This is a genomic window from Gordonia rhizosphera NBRC 16068, assembly GCF_000298195.1.
Lineage (GTDB): Bacteria > Actinomycetota > Actinomycetes > Mycobacteriales > Mycobacteriaceae > Gordonia > Gordonia rhizosphera.
Window position 1 is genome coordinate 71,779 of the sequence record NZ_BAHC01000245.1, and the last position, 17,750, is coordinate 89,528.

15 protein-coding genes are annotated in these 17,750 nt (G+C 66.8%); 8 read left to right on the plus strand and 7 right to left on the minus strand.

Annotated elements, in window-relative coordinates:
• The first annotated feature begins 118 nt into the window (after window positions 1–118).
• Complete coding sequence (locus GORHZ_RS28440; protein WP_245551545.1) at window positions 119–685, plus strand: TetR/AcrR family transcriptional regulator; 567 nt, start codon at window positions 119–121, stop codon at window positions 683–685.
• Window positions 686–798: 113 nt separating this feature from the next.
• Here GORHZ_RS28440 and GORHZ_RS28445 read toward each other — a convergent pair whose 3' ends face one another.
• The 3 genes from GORHZ_RS28445 to GORHZ_RS28455 all read right to left on the minus strand — a co-directional run bounded on the left by GORHZ_RS28445 (window position 799) and on the right by GORHZ_RS28455 (window position 3,107).
• On the minus strand, window positions 799–1,467 hold the full coding sequence (locus GORHZ_RS28445) for an arsenate reductase ArsC (RefSeq protein ID WP_006339395.1): 669 nt from the start codon (window positions 1,465–1,467) through the stop codon (window positions 799–801).
• Window positions 1,468–1,481: 14 nt separating this feature from the next.
• On the minus strand, window positions 1,482–2,573 hold the full coding sequence (arsB, locus tag GORHZ_RS28450) for an ACR3 family arsenite efflux transporter (RefSeq protein WP_006339398.1): 1,092 nt from the start codon (window positions 2,571–2,573) through the stop codon (window positions 1,482–1,484).
• A 117-nt stretch (window positions 2,574–2,690) separates the two neighbouring features.
• Window positions 2,691–3,107: an arsenate reductase ArsC gene (locus tag GORHZ_RS28455; protein WP_006339399.1), complete on the minus strand. Its 417-nt coding sequence runs from the start codon at window positions 3,105–3,107 to the stop codon at window positions 2,691–2,693.
• Between the two features lie 150 nt (window positions 3,108–3,257).
• Here GORHZ_RS28455 and arsD point away from each other — a divergent pair, with 150 nt between their 5' ends.
• The 3 genes from arsD (at window position 3,258) to GORHZ_RS28470 (ending at window position 7,978) form a co-directional block, all read left to right on the plus strand.
• On the plus strand, window positions 3,258–3,656 hold the full coding sequence (arsD, locus tag GORHZ_RS28460; RefSeq protein ID WP_006339400.1) for an arsenite efflux transporter metallochaperone ArsD: 399 nt from the start codon (window positions 3,258–3,260) through the stop codon (window positions 3,654–3,656).
• A 33-nt stretch (window positions 3,657–3,689) separates the two neighbouring features.
• A complete protein-coding gene (gene arsA / locus GORHZ_RS28465; protein WP_006339401.1) occupies window positions 3,690–5,582 on the plus strand; it encodes an arsenical pump-driving ATPase in 1,893 nt (630 codons plus the stop codon).
• A gap of 149 nt (window positions 5,583–5,731) precedes the next feature.
• Complete coding sequence (locus tag GORHZ_RS28470; protein WP_006339402.1) at window positions 5,732–7,978, plus strand: molybdopterin-containing oxidoreductase family protein; 2,247 nt, start codon at window positions 5,732–5,734, stop codon at window positions 7,976–7,978.
• A gap of 29 nt (window positions 7,979–8,007) precedes the next feature.
• On the opposite strand, the gene GORHZ_RS28475 is transcribed toward GORHZ_RS28470, so the two are convergent.
• Both GORHZ_RS28475 and GORHZ_RS28480 read right to left on the minus strand, forming a co-directional pair.
• Window positions 8,008–8,559, minus strand: a complete 552-nt coding sequence (locus tag GORHZ_RS28475; protein WP_006339403.1) for a DinB family protein — start codon at window positions 8,557–8,559, stop codon at window positions 8,008–8,010.
• A gap of 87 nt (window positions 8,560–8,646) precedes the next feature.
• Window positions 8,647–10,224 carry an AMP-binding protein gene (locus GORHZ_RS28480; protein ID WP_040533941.1) on the minus strand — a complete coding sequence of 526 codons (1,578 nt, stop codon included), beginning with the start codon at window positions 10,222–10,224 and terminating at the stop codon, window positions 8,647–8,649.
• 133 nt (window positions 10,225–10,357) lie between these two features.
• On the opposite strand from GORHZ_RS28480, the gene GORHZ_RS28485 reads away from it, so the two are divergent.
• Window positions 10,358–11,173: a LuxR C-terminal-related transcriptional regulator gene (locus tag GORHZ_RS28485; RefSeq protein ID WP_006339405.1), complete on the plus strand. Its 816-nt coding sequence runs from the start codon at window positions 10,358–10,360 to the stop codon at window positions 11,171–11,173.
• 28 nt (window positions 11,174–11,201) lie between these two features.
• Here GORHZ_RS28485 and GORHZ_RS28490 read toward each other — a convergent pair whose 3' ends face one another.
• Window positions 11,202–11,975 carry a helix-turn-helix transcriptional regulator gene (locus tag GORHZ_RS28490; RefSeq protein WP_006339406.1) on the minus strand — a complete coding sequence of 258 codons (774 nt, stop codon included), beginning with the start codon at window positions 11,973–11,975 and terminating at the stop codon, window positions 11,202–11,204.
• 190 nt (window positions 11,976–12,165) lie between these two features.
• On the opposite strand from GORHZ_RS28490, the gene GORHZ_RS28495 reads away from it, so the two are divergent.
• Window positions 12,166–13,332 carry an LLM class flavin-dependent oxidoreductase gene (locus GORHZ_RS28495; protein ID WP_006339408.1) on the plus strand — a complete coding sequence of 389 codons (1,167 nt, stop codon included), beginning with the start codon at window positions 12,166–12,168 and terminating at the stop codon, window positions 13,330–13,332.
• A gap of 91 nt (window positions 13,333–13,423) precedes the next feature.
• Entirely contained in the window at window positions 13,424–14,128 is a 705-nt protein-coding gene (locus GORHZ_RS28500; protein WP_006339410.1) for a hypothetical protein, read from the plus strand.
• Between the two features lie 23 nt (window positions 14,129–14,151).
• On the opposite strand, the gene GORHZ_RS28505 is transcribed toward GORHZ_RS28500, so the two are convergent.
• Window positions 14,152–15,936 (minus strand): sigma-54-dependent Fis family transcriptional regulator, encoded by a 1,785-nt coding sequence (locus GORHZ_RS28505; RefSeq protein WP_006339412.1) that lies wholly within the window; start codon window positions 15,934–15,936, stop codon window positions 14,152–14,154.
• Between the two features lie 193 nt (window positions 15,937–16,129).
• Here GORHZ_RS28505 and GORHZ_RS28510 point away from each other — a divergent pair, with 193 nt between their 5' ends.
• On the plus strand, window positions 16,130–17,731 hold the full coding sequence (locus GORHZ_RS28510; protein WP_006339414.1) for a flavin-containing monooxygenase: 1,602 nt from the start codon (window positions 16,130–16,132) through the stop codon (window positions 17,729–17,731).
• Window positions 17,732–17,750: the final 19 nt, after the last annotated feature.

Sequence of the window (17,750 nt, forward strand, 5' to 3'; positions counted from 1 at the left end):
TTCGCCGGTGCTGTGCGCTGTGCTGTCATGCGGCCCCGACCCCTGCAGGAGAGCAGTCATTTTCACCGACGAACGCCGCGGCAAAGTGCGACATCCGTGTTGCAGGTAGGCTATGCCCATGGCTGTCGCCACGCAAGTACGAGTCGACGCGGAGCGGAACAGGGCGGCGATCATCTCCGGCGCGATCACGCTTCTCGGCAACTCGCCGGATGCGTCGATGCAGCAGATCGCCCAGGCCGCCGGGGTCAATCGCGCCACGCTGTACCGGCACTTCACGAATCGCGAACAGCTGGTCACCGCGTTGCACGAGGAGGCGCTCGCCGACGCGGAGGCGCTCAGCGGGCAGCTACCCACCGAGGGTCCCGTGGTGCCGGCCCTGCGCAGCTATCTCGACGACGCTGTCACCATCGGCGAGCGCTACCGGTTCATCCTGATGTACCGGCGGACCGACCCCCGCATGTTCGAGGCGGAGGCCAAGGCAACAGTGCCGGTGATCCGCGCGATCAAGCGCGGACAGCGGCAGGACGAGATCGACCCTCGGCTCGACCCGGTGTTCCTCGCCGCGCAGGTCACGCTGCTGGTCGCCGGTGTCGTCGGGCTCGTCGAGCGTGGCGCGATGACCCTCGACGATGCGCGCGCCCAGGCGCAGCTCACCTTCGGCAAGACGGTCGCCCCGTCGCGCTGACGCCAGCGTTCGTCCCCCGGTCAGTGATCGTCCCCGTCTGCATCTGGGGGAACGAATTCACTTCCGGGGGAAGAACTTTCGGGTGTGGTGGCGGGCGCAGGTGCGCGGCGTGCCTATCGAACCTCGGCGGTGACGTCGAGTTCGGCGAGCAGGCGCCGGACGCGCTCTTCGATCTCGTCGCGGATGGGTCGCACGGTGTCGAGGTCTTGGCCGGCTGGGTCGGCGAGGGTCCATTCCTCGTAGCGCTTGCCCGGGAAGATGGGGCAGGCATCACCGCAGCCCATGGTGATCACAATGTCGGCGGCTTGCACGATCTCATCGGTCCAGGGTTTGGGGAACTCGCCGGTGATGTCGATGCCGACCTCGGCCATCGCTTCGATCGCTGCTGGATTGACCTCGTTACCGGGCTCCGATCCCCCGGACCAGGCCACGGCGTTGTCGCCGGCGAGGTGTGTGAAGTATCCCAGAGCCATCTGGGAGCGTCCGGCGTTGTGCGTGCACAGGAACAGCACGGTGGGCTTGCCGTCTGTCACCTTGCCCTCGACCCGGGCAAGTGCCTTCAGGCGTTGCCGGGCGAAGCGTTCGGCCAGCAGGGGCAGGAAGTTGGGGACGGTGGCACGGCCGGCGAACTCGTCGTACGACGAGTGCAGGAAGCGTTCGATGGTCTCGGTACCAAAGGTGTCCCGGAAGTCGGTCTGCAACCGGGTGGCGGCAGTCCGTAACGCCTGCTGCTGGTCGATGGAGAGGTCACGGGTCGGACGGGTGACAGGGGAGTTGGTCATCGTTGCGCTCCGGGTCAGAGGGGTGTGGGTGACGGTGTGATGTTGGGGAAGAAGCGTTTTCGCAGGGCCAGGGAGACGTAGACGAGTGCAACCAGGACGGGCACTTCGATCAGCGGACCGACGACGCCGGCGAGGGCCTGACCGGAGGTGGCCCCGTAGGTGGCGATCGCCACGGCAATGGCCAGTTCGAAGTTGTTGCCGGCGGCGGTGAACGCCAGGGTGGTGGTCCGCTGGTAGCCGAGATGCAGCGCGGCGCCCAGTGCGAAGCCGCCGCCCCACATGATGGCGAAGTAGGCCAGCAGCGGCAGTGCGATGCGGGCCACGTCCCATGGGTTGTTGGTGATCTGATCGCCCTGTAGGGCAAACAGGATCACGATGGTGAACAGCAGTCCGTAGAGTGCCCAGGGCCCCACCTTCGGCAGGAAGCGGTTCTCGTACCACTCGCGGCCCCGGGCGCGCTCACCGAGGCGCCGCGACAGATACCCGGCCGCCAGCGGGATGCCCAGGAATATGAGCACGGACTTCGCGATCTGCCACGGTGAACTGTCGATGGTCGTCTGTTGCAGGCCGAGCCAGCCGGGCAGCACCGACAGGTAGAACCAGCCCAGTACGGCGAACATGACGACCTGGAAGATCGAATTCAGCGCGACCAGTACAGCGGCGGCTTCGCGGTCGCCGCAGGCCAGGTCGTTCCAGATGATGACCATCGCGATGCACCGTGCCAGCCCGACGATGATCAGCCCGGTCCGGTACTCGGGCAGGTCCGGCAACAGTAGCCAGGCCAAGGCGAACATCAGTGCCGGCCCGACCACCCAGTTCAGTACGAGCGAGGAGATCAGCATCCGGCGGTCGCCGGTCACCGTGTCGAGGCGGTCGTAGCGGACCTTGGCCAGCACCGGGTACATCATGATCAGCAGACCCAACGCGATCGGCAGTGAGATCCCGTCGATCTGAACGCGTTCCAGTGCGGTGTTCAGGCCTGGTATCCACCGGCCCAGCAGTAGCCCCGCGGCCATCGCCAGACCGATCCATACCGGCAGGAAACGGTCGAGGGTCGAGAGTTTGCCAACGACCTCAGGGTGTGTCGCCGGTATGGAGCGGGTCACGTGTCCACCTCAGGATGCCTTGATCGTATCGACACTCATCTATATTCACGTTCGTCGATGGCTAGCGCAAGCGAACGGTAGGTAAACAACTCATCGCGGCCTCGGCGAGGGTACGCGTCAGGTCGGCGGGGTTGCGGGGAGCAGTTCGGCGATGAGGTCCTCCACGCGTGAGCGGATCTCATCGCGGATGGGGCGCACCGACTCCACGCCCTTACCGGCCGGGTCGTCGAGAACCCAGTCGCGGTAGCTCTTGCCCGGGAAGATCGGGCAGGTGTCCCCACAACCCATGGTGATCACCACGTCGGAGGCCTCGACGGCATCGACGGTCAGGATCTTCGGGCTTTGATCGGAGATGTCGATGCCCACCTCGGCCATGGCTTCTCGGGCCGCAGGGTTGATCTGATCGGCGGGGGCGCTGCCGGCCGAACGCACCTCGATCGCGTCGCCGGCGAGCGAGGCCAGGAAGCCGGCCGCCATCTGAGACCGTCCGGCGTTGTGCACGCAGACGAACAGGACCGACGGTTTCGTGCTCATGGATGGAGTCCTTCGCGGTTGGTGGTCTGACGGGTGATCGGCGGCCGACGGAACACACTGAGTGTGCCCTCAGACGCCGCTTTCATCTACACCCGTCTATATTGATAACCATTGAAATAGCCGTCAAATGGACCGTCGTAGGAGGACAACATGCCTGTGATCGCCGTCTTCGAGCCCGCCCTGTGCTGCAACACCGGCGTCTGCGGAGAGGATGTCGACAAGAGTCTGGTCACCTTCACCGCCGACATGGCATGGCTGACGGGGCAGGATGCCACGATCACCCGCCACAACCTGGCCAACGATCCGCTGGCCTTCGCCCGCATCCCGGCGGTCAAGGGCTTCCTGGAGGTCGCCGGCTCCGACGGGCTGCCGCTGGTCCTCGTCGACGGTGTGACGGTGCTGACCGGCCGATATCCCACCCGTGCCGAACTGGCCCGCTGGGCCGGAATCGACGCACCCGTCGTGATCCCGGCCGGCGCGGTGGACCTCGGTCTCTCCGACACGGCGTCGTCGGGGTGCCGCGGGTCCGGCCAATCCGACTGTTGCTGATCCGCTGACGCCGAGTTCGAGGAGTTGAGTCCGATGAGTGCCCCGCAGTTCCTCAGCGATCTGCCGCGGTTCGTGTTCTTCACCGGCAAGGGCGGGGTCGGCAAGACGTCGATCGCCTGCGCATCCGCACTGCGGCTGGCCCGCGCCGGCAAGCGGGTGCTGCTGGTCTCCACCGACCCGGCCTCCAACGTCGGACAGGTTTTCGGCGTCACCATCGGCAACACGATCACCGAGATCGGGTCGGTTCCCGGGTTGTCGGCATTGGAGATCGACCCCGAGCAGGCCGCGGACGACTACCGCGAACGCATCATCGGCCCGGTGCGAGGTCTGTTGCCCGAATCCGCACTCGCATCGATCACCGAGCAACTGTCGGGCTCGTGCACCACCGAGGTCGCGTCCTTCGACGAGTTCACCGGACTGCTCACCGACAACGACGGCGCGATCGCCGGCTTCGACCACATCCTGTTCGACACCGCGCCCACCGGGCACACCATCCGGCTGCTGCAGCTTCCCGGCAACTGGACCGAATTTCTGGAGACGGGTAAGGGCGACGCGTCGTGCCTCGGTCCGTTGGCCGGGCTGGACAAGCAGAAGGCCACCTACGCCGCCGCGGTGGCCGCCCTCGCCGATCCCGAGCGCACCCGCCTGGTACTGGTCGCGCGTCCGGGGCCGTCGTCGTTGCGGGAGATCGAACGCACCCACACCGAACTGGCCGCCCTCGGGATGACCCGCCCCTTCGTCGTCGTGAACGCGGTCATGCCCGCCCCGAGCGGCTCCGACGATGCGCTGTCCGGGGCGGTCCGCCGGCGCGAGCAGACCGCACTCGCCGACATGCCCGCGGCGTTGAGTGCGCTGCCGCAGGACCGTATCGAACTCAAGCCCGCGAACATGGTCGGCGTCGATGCCCTGTCGACGCTGTTCGACGCCGACGCGGTTCCCGAGTTCGTCGACGCCGACCCCGCGGCGGTGCCGGACGTGGCCGACGCACCGCTGCGTGCGCTGGTCGACGAGATCGAGCGCGACGGCCATGGCCTGGTGATGTGTATGGGCAAGGGTGGGGTCGGTAAGACCACCGTCGCCGCCGCGGTCGCGGTCGCTCTCGCCGAACGGGGCCACGACGTCCACCTGACCACCACCGATCCCGCCGCACATTTGGCCGAGACGCTGCAAGGTGGTGTCGAGCACCTGCATGTGTCGCGGATCGACCCCGCCGAGGCCAGCCGCACCTACCGTGACCGCGTGATGGCGACCAAGGGCGCCCACCTCGACGAGGAGGGGAGAGCCACCCTCGCCGAGGATCTCCGCTCGCCCTGTACCGAGGAAGTCGCCGTCTTCCAGGCCTTTTCGAGGGTCATCCACGAATCGCGCAGCAAGTTCGTCGTCGTCGACACCGCTCCGACCGGGCACACCCTGCTGCTGATGGACGCCACCGGCTCCTACCATCGCGAGATCGCCCGTCAGATGGGCGACGGTGCGCACTTCACCACGCCGCTCATGCGCCTGCAGGACCCGAGGCAGACCAAGGTTCTGCTCGTCACCCTCGCCGAGACCACGCCGGTCCTCGAAGCCGCCGAACTCCAGGGCGATCTCGAACGAGCCGGTATCCGTCCCTGGGCGTGGGTGATCAACAATTCGGTGGCCGCCGCGGCACCCGCGACCCCGTTGCTTCGACGGCGGGCCGCCGCCGAGATCGATCAGATCGACAGGGTGCGCGGTCGCCACGCCTCCCGCTATGCGGTGATTCCGCTGCTGGCCGACGAACCGGTTGGGATACCCGCTCTCGAGGTGCTCACGACAGCGCAGCTACGGCGTAACCCTCTGGTGCCCGCACAGGAGCCGGGCACATTGCGCGACATCCGAGCGGATCGGTTGCCCCACGGAAACATGTCGACGCTGCTGGACGAGGTCCGCGAAGAGCGAGTTTGAGCCTCCGCGTTCTTCCCCCGGACCTGCGTTCATCCGTGCCCTGCAGCCAGCGGACGAACAGGGAACCGGGGGAGGAACGGACTTTCCGAGGGCGCAGCTATCGTGCAACACTTGTTGTCAGATGTGAGCCGCACGACCAGGGAGCACTCATGCGCGAGGAGAAGGTCACCTACTGCCGGATCTGCGAACCGCTCTGCGGGATGATCGCGACCGTCGAGGACGATCGGCTCATCGAACTGCGCCCCGACAAACAGCATCCGCTGTCGAAGGGTTTCGCCTGCCCGAAGGGCATCGCGTTCGCCGAGATCGTCAACGACCCCGACCGGGTGCTGCACCCGCTGCGCAAGACCGCCGACGGTGGGTTCGAACAGATCTCCTGGGAGACCGCGCTCACCGAGATCCGGGCGAAGCTGCGTGCCGTGTACGACCGGCACGGCAAATCGGGGATCGGCTGGTACTTCGGCAACCCGGCGACCTTCTCGACCGGCCACACCATGTGGACCGCGACCTTCACGACCCTGCTGGGTACCCCACACGTCTACTCGGCCGGATCGCAGGACGTGAACAACCGCTTCGCGGCCAGCCATTTCCTCTACGGCAATCCCGTCGCCGCGCCCATCCCGGACATCAACCGGGTCGACTATCTGGTCATCATGGGTGCCAATCCCATCGTGTCGCACGGCAGCGTGATGAGCTCACCCCGAATCCGCGACGGGCTCAAGGCGATCGAAGCCCGAGGCGGCCGGGTGGTCGTCGTCGATCCGCGGCGGACCGAGACCGCCCGCGAATTCGAGTGGCTGCCCATCGTCCCCGACACCGATACCCTGCTACTGCTGGCGCTGCTGCACGTGATGTTCGACGAGGGTCTGGCCGACGAACACCGGATCACCAAGCAGGCCTCCGGCATCGAGACCCTCAAACGTGTGGTCGCCCGGTTCGCTCCGGAGGACGTCGCGGACCGTACCGACGTACCCGCCGAGACGATCCGCGACATGGCGCGCACCCTGGTGACCACCGAACGCGCCGCCATCTACGGCCGCATCGGTACCTCCTTGGGCCGCACCGGCACGCTCACCACGGCGCTGCTCGACATCGTCAATCTGGTGGCCGGCAACCTCGACACCGTCGGCGGGTCGATGTTCGGCGATCTCGGTGTCCCCGGCGAACGACTCGGTATCTCTGCCCTGCAACGATTCCCGGGGTTCACCTGGGCGGGACGACGCAGCCGGGTCGGTGACCTGCCGCAAGTGCTGGGCACCGCGCCGGCGTCGGTGATGGCCAAGGAGATGACCACGCCCGGAACGGGGCAGCTGCGTGCTCTGTTCGTCAGCGCGGGAAACCCGGTGCTCTCGGTGCCCAACGGCGCCGAATTGAGTTCGGCGCTCGACGGACTCGATCTCATGGTGTCGCTCGATATCTATCGCAACGAGACCAACGCCCACGCCGACTACATCCTGCCCGCGACCACGATGTACGAACGCGGCGACTTCCTGTTGCCGTTCCAGATGCTGTTCACCACTCCGTTCCGGCAGGCCACCGATCCGGTGATCTCACCGCGCGGAGAGGCACGCGAGGAGTGGACGGTCGTCACCGAGCTGATGGGCGCGATCGGTCGGCGTTCCCCGCTCATCGGTGCGTTGCATGCCCTCGACGTCGCGTCGGCGAAGCTCGGTGCCCGGTGGACGCCGGAGCGGCTCTCCGATCTCGTGGTCCGGATCAGTCAGGGCGGCAATCGATTCGGTCTGCGGCGCGGTGGCCTCACCTACCGTCGTCTGGTCGAGGAGAACCCGCACGGCGTCATCGTCGCCGACCATCTGACCCCGGGACGGTTACGTAAGCTCATCACCCACCGCGACCGCCGGGTGTGCCTCGACGCCCCCGAGATCCTCGCCGAACTCGACCGCCTCGAGCCGGTCGAAGATCCGCGGCTTCCGTTGCGGCTCATCGGATTGCGTGAGATCCGCTCGGAGAACAGCTGGCAGCACAACGCCCCGCTGCTGCTGCGCGGCGGGCGACGACACGCCGCCCGCATGCACCCCGACGACGCCCGGCAGCGCGGCATCGGTGAGGGTGACCTCGTGACGGTACGGTCGGCGTACGGTCAGATCGAGCTGCCGGTGACGATCACCGACGAGATGAAGGCCGGCGTCGTCGCGATCCCGCACGGCTGGGGCCACAACGGATCCGGCGGCTGGACCCGCGCCAACGCCGCGGCCGCCACCGACCTGGGCAGCGGCGGCGCGAACGTGAACGCCCTGATCTCGTCGGACCCGGAGGATCTCGAGCGGCTGGCGGGAATGGCCAACATGACCGGTGTCCCGATCGAGGTGTCGCTGCTGGACACCGGCGCCGACACCGGGGACCGCAGCGAGTCGGCGGCCTCGGGAGTCGGCTAGGTCTGAGCTGAGGCCGCCACACCGAGGACCTATGACGACGGAGTCTCCTCGAAGAGTGCGGCCATCGTGGTCTGCCCGTCGAGGGACTCCCGGATGATGTCGGCGTGCCCGCTGTGGTGTGCGGTCTCCCGCAGCCGGTGCAGCAGCATCTTGCGGACCGTCCACCATTCACGTTCCGGCTGCCACGGCGCGGTCGGTTGCGGGATCAGGTCGTCGAGGCTCGTCTCGGCGACGTAGGCCTCGAGTTCGGCTGCGACTCGGTCGTATTCGGCCAGGTAGTGCGCGACGGTCTCGCCATCGAGCAGTTCGTGGTTGCCCGCCAGCTCGCTCAGGTCGATCTCGGCGTTCTCGTCGCGTTCCCGCAGATCCTTCAGCGTGGCCTGCTCACCCCAGGTGAGGTGTTTGAGCAGCCCACCCAGGGTCAGTTCGCTGACCGTCGTGCGTTGGCGGGCCTGTTCCTCGGTCAGCCCGCGCAGCGTGATCTTGAACATCGCCCGCTGATCGGCGAGCAGCGTGAGCACATCCTCCTTCTCGCCGCTGACCGCGACCGAAAGCGTGACGTGGGTGTAGGTGCCGGCCATCGTGGTCCTCTCGCCGCCGGTTCAATGCCTGCTGAGGACCACAATAGGCAGGCTTGCGGACAACTCCGGTCCGCAATTGTCCGTGCCTCAGGAATCCTGTTTGCGCAGGATGAACCGCTGGATCTTGCCGCTGGGCGTCTTGGGCAACGCGTCGACGAAGTGCACCGTCCGCGGGTAGGCGTGCGCGGCGAAGCCGGTCTTCACCAGTTGCTGCAGTTCACGTTCGAGGTCGTCGTCGCCGACGAGCCCCTCGGCGAGCACCACGAACGCCTCGAGGACCTCGCCGCGCAGATCGTCGGGCCGGCCGACGACGGCGACGTCGACCACCGACGGATGGGTGATCAGGACGCTCTCCACGTCGAACGGGCCGATCCGGTAGCCGGCCATGATGATCACATCGTCATCGCGGGCCGTGAAGAAGAAGCGGCCGTCGTCGTCCATCCGGCCGGTGTCGCCCGTGAGATACCAGCGGCCGTCCTCGGTGAACCGTGCGGCGGTCTTGTCGGGGGCGTCGAGGTAGCCGGTGAAGAACATCAGCGGACTGTTCTCGACGTCGATCGCGATCTGCCCGTCGACGATACCGACCGCGAACCCAGGCATCGGTTTGCCCATCGAACCCGGCACCAGCGGTTCGGCGACGTCCGGGTGCCAGTGATTGTTCACGAACATGCCGTGCTCGGTCTGCCCGTAGTGATCGCGCACCTCGGAGTTCAGGGCGTCGCGTGCCCAGTCGATGACGTCCGGGGTGAGGGGTTCACCCGCCGACGACGCGCGCCGCAGATCGAACCCGGAGAACGCGACGTCCTTGGACAGCGTGCGGTAGACGGTCGGTGCGGCGGCGAAGTTGGTGACACCCAGCTCGCGCAGAATGCGGGCGGTGAGTTCGGCCGAGAAACCGGCGTGCAGCAACAGGTTGCGACGACCCATGGCCATCGGCCCGAGTACCCCGTAGTAGAGGCCGTAGGCCCAGCCCGGATCGGCGGCATTCCAGAACACGTCGTCGGCGGAGACGTCGAGACCGTAATGCATGTAGCAGCAGAAGGCCGCCAGCGCCCGCACCGGCACCGGCACCCCCTTCGGCGCGCCGGTGGTACCGCTGGTGAAGAGGAGAATGAGCGTGCCGTCGCCGCCCACCGCGACGGACTCGGCGATCGGCTCGGCACCGGCGACCAAGCCGTCGAACTGCTCGCCGGCGACGACGGTGGTGATGCCCTCGATGCCGTCGAGCTTGGCGACCTGGCTCGGTTCGGTGATCACGACGCGGGCACCGCCACCGGTGAGCCGCATCTCGATCGCGGGTGTCGCGAACGCGGTGAACAGCGGAATGTAGACGGCGCCGAGTCGTGCGATGGCCAGCAGCGAGACGACGAGTTCGGCGCGTTTGCCCATCAGCACACCGACGGTGTCGCCGCGCCCGACACCCATCCCGGCCAGCGCGGTGGCGAACCGTTTGGACGCCTCGGCGAGTTCGCCGTAGGTCAGATCGACGGTGACGAGATCGTCGCCGTCGACGTCGATGGTGGTGAACGCGACCGTAGTCGGGTCGTGACGGTCGACGAGCAGTTCGGCGGCGTTCGCGTCGGGGCCGCCGAAGGTGGTGAGCCAGTTCGCGAGCATCTCGTCGATGGAGGCGTGGTCGGCGGGCGTGGGTGCGGTCTGCGTCATCGTTGATCCTCGGTTTGTGCGGCCGGGCAGCAGGTCCCTATTGTCGCTGGTCGGCAGGTAAGCTGGGTCACATTGTGCGATCTGGACAGTGCACAGAACACCCCCTGAAGAGGGGGCGGCGACGGGAGGCGACATGAGCGAGGCGACCTTGGTCGTGGACGCACTGCGTCGTGTGCGGCGCGTCAGCGGCGTGTCCCTGGCCTTCGCGGGCATGGTGTCGGCGGGCGCGACGAAGGGTCGGCAGGCGGTGCGGCTCGAGCATTTCGTCGGCAACACGGTCGGTGCGCTGTCGGGCGTGTCGGTCGACATCGGGCACGGTCTCGGCGGCAAGGTCATCAGCGTCAACCGGCCCGTCGTCGTCGACGACTACCTCCGCACCCCGAACATCACCCATCGCTACAACGCGATCATCGCCGCCGAGGGACTGCGGGCGATGGCGGCCGCACCGGTCATCGTGGACCGTCGGCCCGTCGCCGTGCTCTACGGTGCGCTGCATACCGACGATCCGATCGGCAGCCGCACCTTCGACGTGCTCGCCGCGGAGGCGCGGGCGTTGGAACAGCAGATCGTGACCGCGCGCGTGACCGCGGCGGCCGGGTCGTCGTCGGAGATGAACGAACTGCGTGATCGACTGACGCAGGCGTACAGCCGGCTGCGGCTGCTGGAGCGGACCGTCGACGACCAGACGCTGGCGTCGGAGCTCGAGCGCATCACCGAGACGCTGCTCGACGACGTGGGCGCCACCGTACCGGCGGTGTCGCTGACCGGACGCGAACAGGATGTGCTGGCACTGGCCGCGCTCGGACACGGCAACGCCCGCATCGCCGAGGAACTCGGGATCGGTGTGCAGACGGCCAAGGGCTATGTGAAGGACGCGATGAACAAGCTCGGCGCGTCCACCCGACTCGAAGCGGTGGTGTCCGCGCGGCGCCAGGGCCTGCTGCCGTAGCAAAGCCGCCGGGGAAGAACCGGGCAGGTCAGGCGGTGAGTGCCGCGAGACGCTCGGTGTAGACGAGCTTCACGAACTCGGCGCGGTTGCGGACACGGGTGATCGAGAAGATCCGGCTGACGTACTTCTTCACCGTGTCCACACCGAGAGCCATGATCGAGGCGATCTCCTCGTTCGTGTGCCCGTCGGCGAGCAGTTCGCCGAGCTCGCACTGCCGTGGGGTCAGCCGCGCCGACCACGACGGGCAGGGATTGCCGGGCAGTGTGCGCGCGAGGGTCGACAGCTGGCGGGCCAGCAGGCCGAGCGCCTGCACGCGCACGGGTGCCACCTCCTTGCCCGCGGAGTCGAAGATGCCGACGAGGGCATGGCAGTCGTGGACGAGGTTCAGGTGCATCACCGACGCGCTGCGCAAGGACCTGCGGTAGAGGAATCCGTCGAGGTAGTCGCGCGCCGACGACGGGATGCTCGGCAATTCGGTGTGCGCGATCGCGTGGGTCGACGACAGCGCGGCGAAGGACTCCGGGGTCGCGAACACGTCGGTCTGATACCACCCCGACTGGTACTCGTCGATGATCGCGGGGATGCGGCCGGTGGTCACCGGGTCGGGGTCGGCGAAGGCCGTCCGGAAGGTCGGGCCGGTCAGGAACGTGGTGTTCGGGAAGCCATAGACGGTGTGCAGCGCATCCATCAAAGCGTGTTTGAACTCATCGAGCGTTCTCGCCGTGCCGCAGTGGTCGAGCACGGCGAAGATGTGGTCGTACTCGTCGCTGGGCAGGGACGGCCGTGTCGCCACCGCACCCATCGCGCTTCCTGGTGTGAGCCACGTCATAACCCTGACCAATATAGCGGCCGACGTGAACAGGGGCTCAACTGTCCACTTTGGTGCACTGTGTCTCACGTCACACCTCTGTCTATGGTGTGCCCGATCCGTTTCACCCGATCGACCTGGCCGAGACGACGCCAGATCGCGAACCAGCAGGAGATATCCACCGATGAGCAGGCTTCGTTTCGGCTACTTCATGGCCCCGTTTCACGTCCCCGGCCGCAATCCGACCGCGGCACTCGAGCGCGACCTCCAGATGGCCGAGTATCTCGATGTCCTCGGGTTCGACGAGGTCTGGTACGGCGAACACCATTCGGCCGGGAGCGAGATCATCGCGTCGCCGGAGATCATGATCGCCGCCGCGGCACAGCGGGCACCACGCATCACGTTCGGCACCGGCGTGACGTCGCTGTCGTATCACAACCCGCTGTGGGCGGCCGACCGCATCATGCAACTCGATCACCTGACGCGTGGCCGCACGGTGTTCGGTATCGGCCCGGGTTCGCTGCCCACCGACTCGGCGATGATCGGGCTCGATCCCACCGACACCCGTGAGTTGTTGTCGGAGAACCTCGACATCGTCGTGCGCCTGCTGCGCGGTGAGACCGTCAGCGCCAAGACCCGGACTCACGAGTTGATCGATGCCCAGCTGCAACTGGCGCCGTATTCGGCCGACGGCATCGAGATCGCGCTGGCCGCGGTCGCCTCACCCACCGGGCCGCGGCTTGCCGGCTCCTACGGCCTCGGCCTCCTGTCGATCGGTGCCACGCTGTCCGCCGACGGTTTTGATGCTCTTGCCCATCACTGGAACGTGATGGAGGAGCGCGCCACCGTGCACAACACCACTGTCGACCGTTCGCAGTGGCGCCTCGTCGGCCCGTTCCACATCGCGGAGACCGAGGCCGAGGCCGTCAAGCAGGTGGAGTACGGCATCGAGGAGTGGTTCGACTACTTCCAGCACGTCGCGGCGTTTCCGCAGATGGCGGTGTCCGGGAGTCGACTCAGCGAGATGATCGATTTCATCAAGGAGTCGGGCATCGGGGTGATCGGGACCCCGGAGCAGGCGCGCGCACAGGTCCAGCGACTGTGGGATCAGTCCAAGGGCTTCGGATGCATGTTGCTGATGGGCCACGACTGGGCGAATCCGGCGAACACGAAGCGATCGTTGGAACTGTTCACCCAGGAGGTGTTCCCGCACTTCCAGGGGCAGGCACAGCCGCTGCTCGACGCGGCCTCACGTGCGCGCCAGGTCCGTGAGGGTCACGCCGCCAAACAGATGGAGGCGGTCGAGCACATGACGATGAAATACCAGGCGGAGGTCGCGGCCCAGGGTTGAGGAGCGTCCGATCTGTCGTGTTGCTGCCCGATCCCGAGTGTTTCGCTGACTACCCTGTTCACCCAGGTGCTCACGACGAACGGAGCCTGACATGGCGAAGAAGAACAAGTTGATCGGTCAGCTCGAGGCGCAGATCGAAATGTTGACCAACGAGCTCGCCAACGTCGACAAGCAGCTTCGAAAACGAGTCAAGCGGGCCGAGCGGGAGGCCGCGTCGGCGCGTGCGGAGTTACTGAAGTTCATCGGGCAGCGGGGCAAGAGCAAGAAGGACTCGGGCGATAAAGGCTCGGGTGACAAGGACTCCGACACGAAGCCCGTGTCAACGGATCATCCGAAACCGACGCAGCAGAAGGATCATCCGTCGCACCGGGTCACCGAACCGGCCAAACCGGTCATTCCGCGAGCCGAGGCACCACGCTCGGCCGCACCGAAACCCGCGGCCCCGAGGACCGCTGCGTCGAAGACCCCGGCAGCGAAACCCGCGGTCCCAGAATCCAAGGCCCCACAACCCGCGGCCCCGAAACCCGCGGTCCCACCGCCTGCCGCCGCTAAGAAGGTCGCGGCAGAGTCGGAGTCGCCGGCCAAGAAAGCCGTGGCGAACTGGCCCGCCGCAGATACTTCCCCCACGTCACGGTCGACCACGGACACCGCCGGACCCGCGCCGGAAGCTCCGTCGGCGAAGTCGACCCGCAGCGGACCCACCGTCGCCGAACTCAAGGCGCAGGCCAAAGCCCAAGGGGTCAAGGGCTACTCGACGATGAACAAGGCGCAGCTGCGACAGGCGCTCGACCACTAGACTGGGTCGGCATGTCAGCCGGGTCAGATCCCGGATATGCCGTACGTGTGCATCTTGCGGTAGAGCGAGCTACGTGACATCCCCACCGCGTGCGCCGCCCGCATGCGGTTGCCGTCGGCCTCCTCGAGGGCGTTGACGATCGCATCGCGTTCGGTGGCCTCGAGCGGGGTCAGCGCGCGGGTTGTGCTGCTGCGACAGAACCCCGGAAGATCCGCAGCCTGGATCTCGCCAACCGGTCGGCGACGAAGTGCGGTCTCGAGTGCCTCCCGCAGTTGGGTGATGTTCCCCGGCCACGAGAACGCGGCGATGATTCGCGACGCCTGCGGGCTGATCCGTGCATGCCGATGTGGCGAGAGGATCTTCATGATCCGGTCGGTGATATGCGGAAGGTCGGGGCCGCGTAGCCGCAGCGGCGGGATGGTGACCGAGCACCCGAAGTGGTGGAGCAGGTCGGCGAAGGAGCCCACCACCTCACCGTCGATCGGCTCGGCTGTCGCTGCGATGTGATGGCCGGTCTCGGTCGCCCGCGCGATCATCGACGCGATCTCGGCATGTCCGGACGGCCCGATCCGGTCGAGGTGGCGGACCACGAGCAGTGCCGGTCCGTCGATGTCCGTCGCGGGCATCGCTACCTGTTCGCCCCGTTCCACCCGGACGGCATCGACGATCACCACGGGCGACGACCCGTGCAGTTCGCCAAAGGCGTCGGAGATCAGCGACAACCGTCCGGTGCCGGGTTCGCCGAGCACCAGGACCGCCGTGCGCTCCGCCAGCGCCTCGGTGGTCTCGGCCAGGGCCTTGGCCCAGGCGGGGCTGCGCATCTCGCGCGACGACGCCACGGGCAGCGCGATTCGGCCGGGTCGGTTAACGGCCGACGGGGCGCCCAGACCGCAGGCCCCCCGCACCTCGTCGAGAAGCAGCACCATGCCCACCGCATCCCCGTTGCAGGTGATGCAGTTGGTGCGCATGCGAATGGTCCGCCCGGTCTCGAGTGTCACCGTGTGAACTCCACGATCCTGCTTGGACATCAGGAACTCCGCGTACTGCGCGACAGTGTTTTGCTCGTCCGGGGAGAGCAGTTCGCGGGCATGCTCGTTAACCATCAGCGTGTCGCCGATGGCCATCACGGACTGTCGGGGGCGGGCGTCGGCGCGCAGGTACGTCTCGAAGAGCGCACGGGTGGCCTGGCTGCGGTCGAGGAGGAGGTTGCGGCTGATCTCGGCGGCCGCCGACCGGACGAGTGCCTCGACCAGCGTCGTCCAGCTCTCGGCGAGCATGCTCACGTCGAGGACGCCGACCGCGCGACCGGTCAGCGGATCGAAGATCGGCGCGCCGGTGCAGGCGAACTGGATCAATGACTGATTGAAGTGTTCGCAGCCCACCACGCTGACCGGACCGCCGATCTCGAATGCGGTGCCGACCCCGTTGGTGCCGCAGCCGCTCTCCTCGAACGAGAATCCGCGCTGGAAGTCGACACGGTCGAGGACCCGGCCGACCGCCGAGGAACAATCGCGCCGGTCGATGATCCGAGCCTGCGAATCCGTCAACGCGATGGTCACCGGGACGTCGGACATGTCGTCGGTCAGTCGGGTGATCACCGGTCGCGCGCATCGCGCCAGCCGCGAATCGAAATCAATGTCCTCGTGATAGATGACGCGATACCGGTCCGCGTCGACGCCGGCCGACTGACTGCGCGCCCAGGACGCGGCGACCACGTCCCCGACGCCTGCGGCACCCAACGGGCCGTACTCCAGGAAGTCGGCTCGAGCTGCGGCGATTCGAAGTTGGAGCTCCCGCAGGTCGGACATCGTCGTCGGAACTCCTTTCGCCGGTCACCGGCCTCCTGTGAGGCGGGCCACAGTCGATTATCCAGAACCCGACGGTGGTCGACCAGCGCTCACCGGTCAGGTCGACTGTCCCAATTTGGGACGTCGAGACCTCTTGGGACAGCACCAACAATGTCTGCCACGTGTTCGACGTCACACCGCAAGGAGATCTCCCATGGCAACCAGAACTCTCGACGCACTCGTCATCGGGGCCGGGGTGGCCGGCCTGTATCAACTGCATATGCTGCGCGAACAGGGGCTCGACGTTCGCGCTTACGACACCGCGAGCGGAGTCGGCGGCACGTGGTACTGGAACCGGTACCCCGGCGCGAAGTTCGACTCCGAGGCCTACATCTATCAGTACTTGTTCGACGAGGACCTGTACAAAGGCTGGAGCTGGAGCCGACGCTTTCCCGGACAGGCCGAGATCGAGCACTGGCTCAACTACGTCGCGGATTCGCTGGATCTGCGACGCGACATCCAGTTCGACACCACCATCGAGCGCGCGGTGTTCGACGAGGACACCAACCGCTGGACGGTCACCACCGACTTGGGTGAGACCATCGACACCCAGTTCCTGATCACCTGCTGCGGCATGCTGTCGGCCCCCATGGCCGATCTCTTCGACGAGCAGAGCGATTTCGCGGGCGACATCTGGCATACCGCGCGCTGGCCGAAGGAGCAGGTGGACCTCGCCGGCAAACGCGTCGGCGTGATCGGCAACGGCGCCACCGGCATCCAGGTCATCCAGACCATCGCCGACGAGGTAGGCGACCTGAAGGTGTTCATCCGAACCCCGCAGTACGCGCTGCCGATGAAGAATCCGAGCTATGGACCCGGCGAGGTGCAGTGGTACAAGTCGCGGTTCGACGAGTTGCAGCAGAACCTGCCCACCACCTTCACCGGGTTCGAATACGACTTCACCGACGCCTGGGCGGATCTCACCCCCGAACAGCGGCAAACCAGGCTTGAGGACTGCTACGAGGACGGATCGCTGAAGCTGTGGCTGGCGTCGTTCGCGGAGATCTTCTCCGACGAGCAGGTCAGCGAAGAGGTCTCGGAATTCGTCCGGCAGAAGATGCGCGCACGGCTGCAGGACCCCGAACTGTGCGAACTGCTCATCCCGAGCGACTACGGGTTCGGCACCCACCGCGTGCCCCTGGAGTCCAACTACCTCGAGGTCTACCACCGCGACAACGTGACCCCGGTTGCGGTCAAGAACAACCCGATCGCGCGCATCGTGCGGGAAGGCATCGTGCTGGCCGACGGCACTCTGCACGAACTCGACGTGATCATCATGGCGACCGGTTTCGACGCCGGCACCGGTGCCCTGACGCGGATCGACATCCGGGGCCGCGGCGGCCGGTCGCTCAAGGAGGACTGGTTCACCGACATCCGCACGACGATGGGCCTGATGGTGCACGGATATCCGAACATGCTGACCACCGCTGTGCCGCTCGCGCCGTCGGCGGCACTGTGCAACATGACCACGTGTCTGCAGCAGCAGACCGAGTGGATCGACGAGGCCATCCGCCACCTGCGGGCCAACGGCAAATCCGTCATCGAAGCCACCAAAGAAGGGCAGGATGCGTGGGTCGCCCACCACGACGAACTCGCCGACGAGAACCTCATCTCGAAGACGTCGTCGTGGTACGTCGGGTCGAATGTGCCGGGCAAACCACGCCGGGTGCTCTCCTACGTCGGTGGTGTCGGCGCGTATCGCGAGGCCACTCTCGAGGCAGCGGCCGCCGGATACAAGGGTTTCGCGCTCTCCTGAACAACTATGATGCAGATCA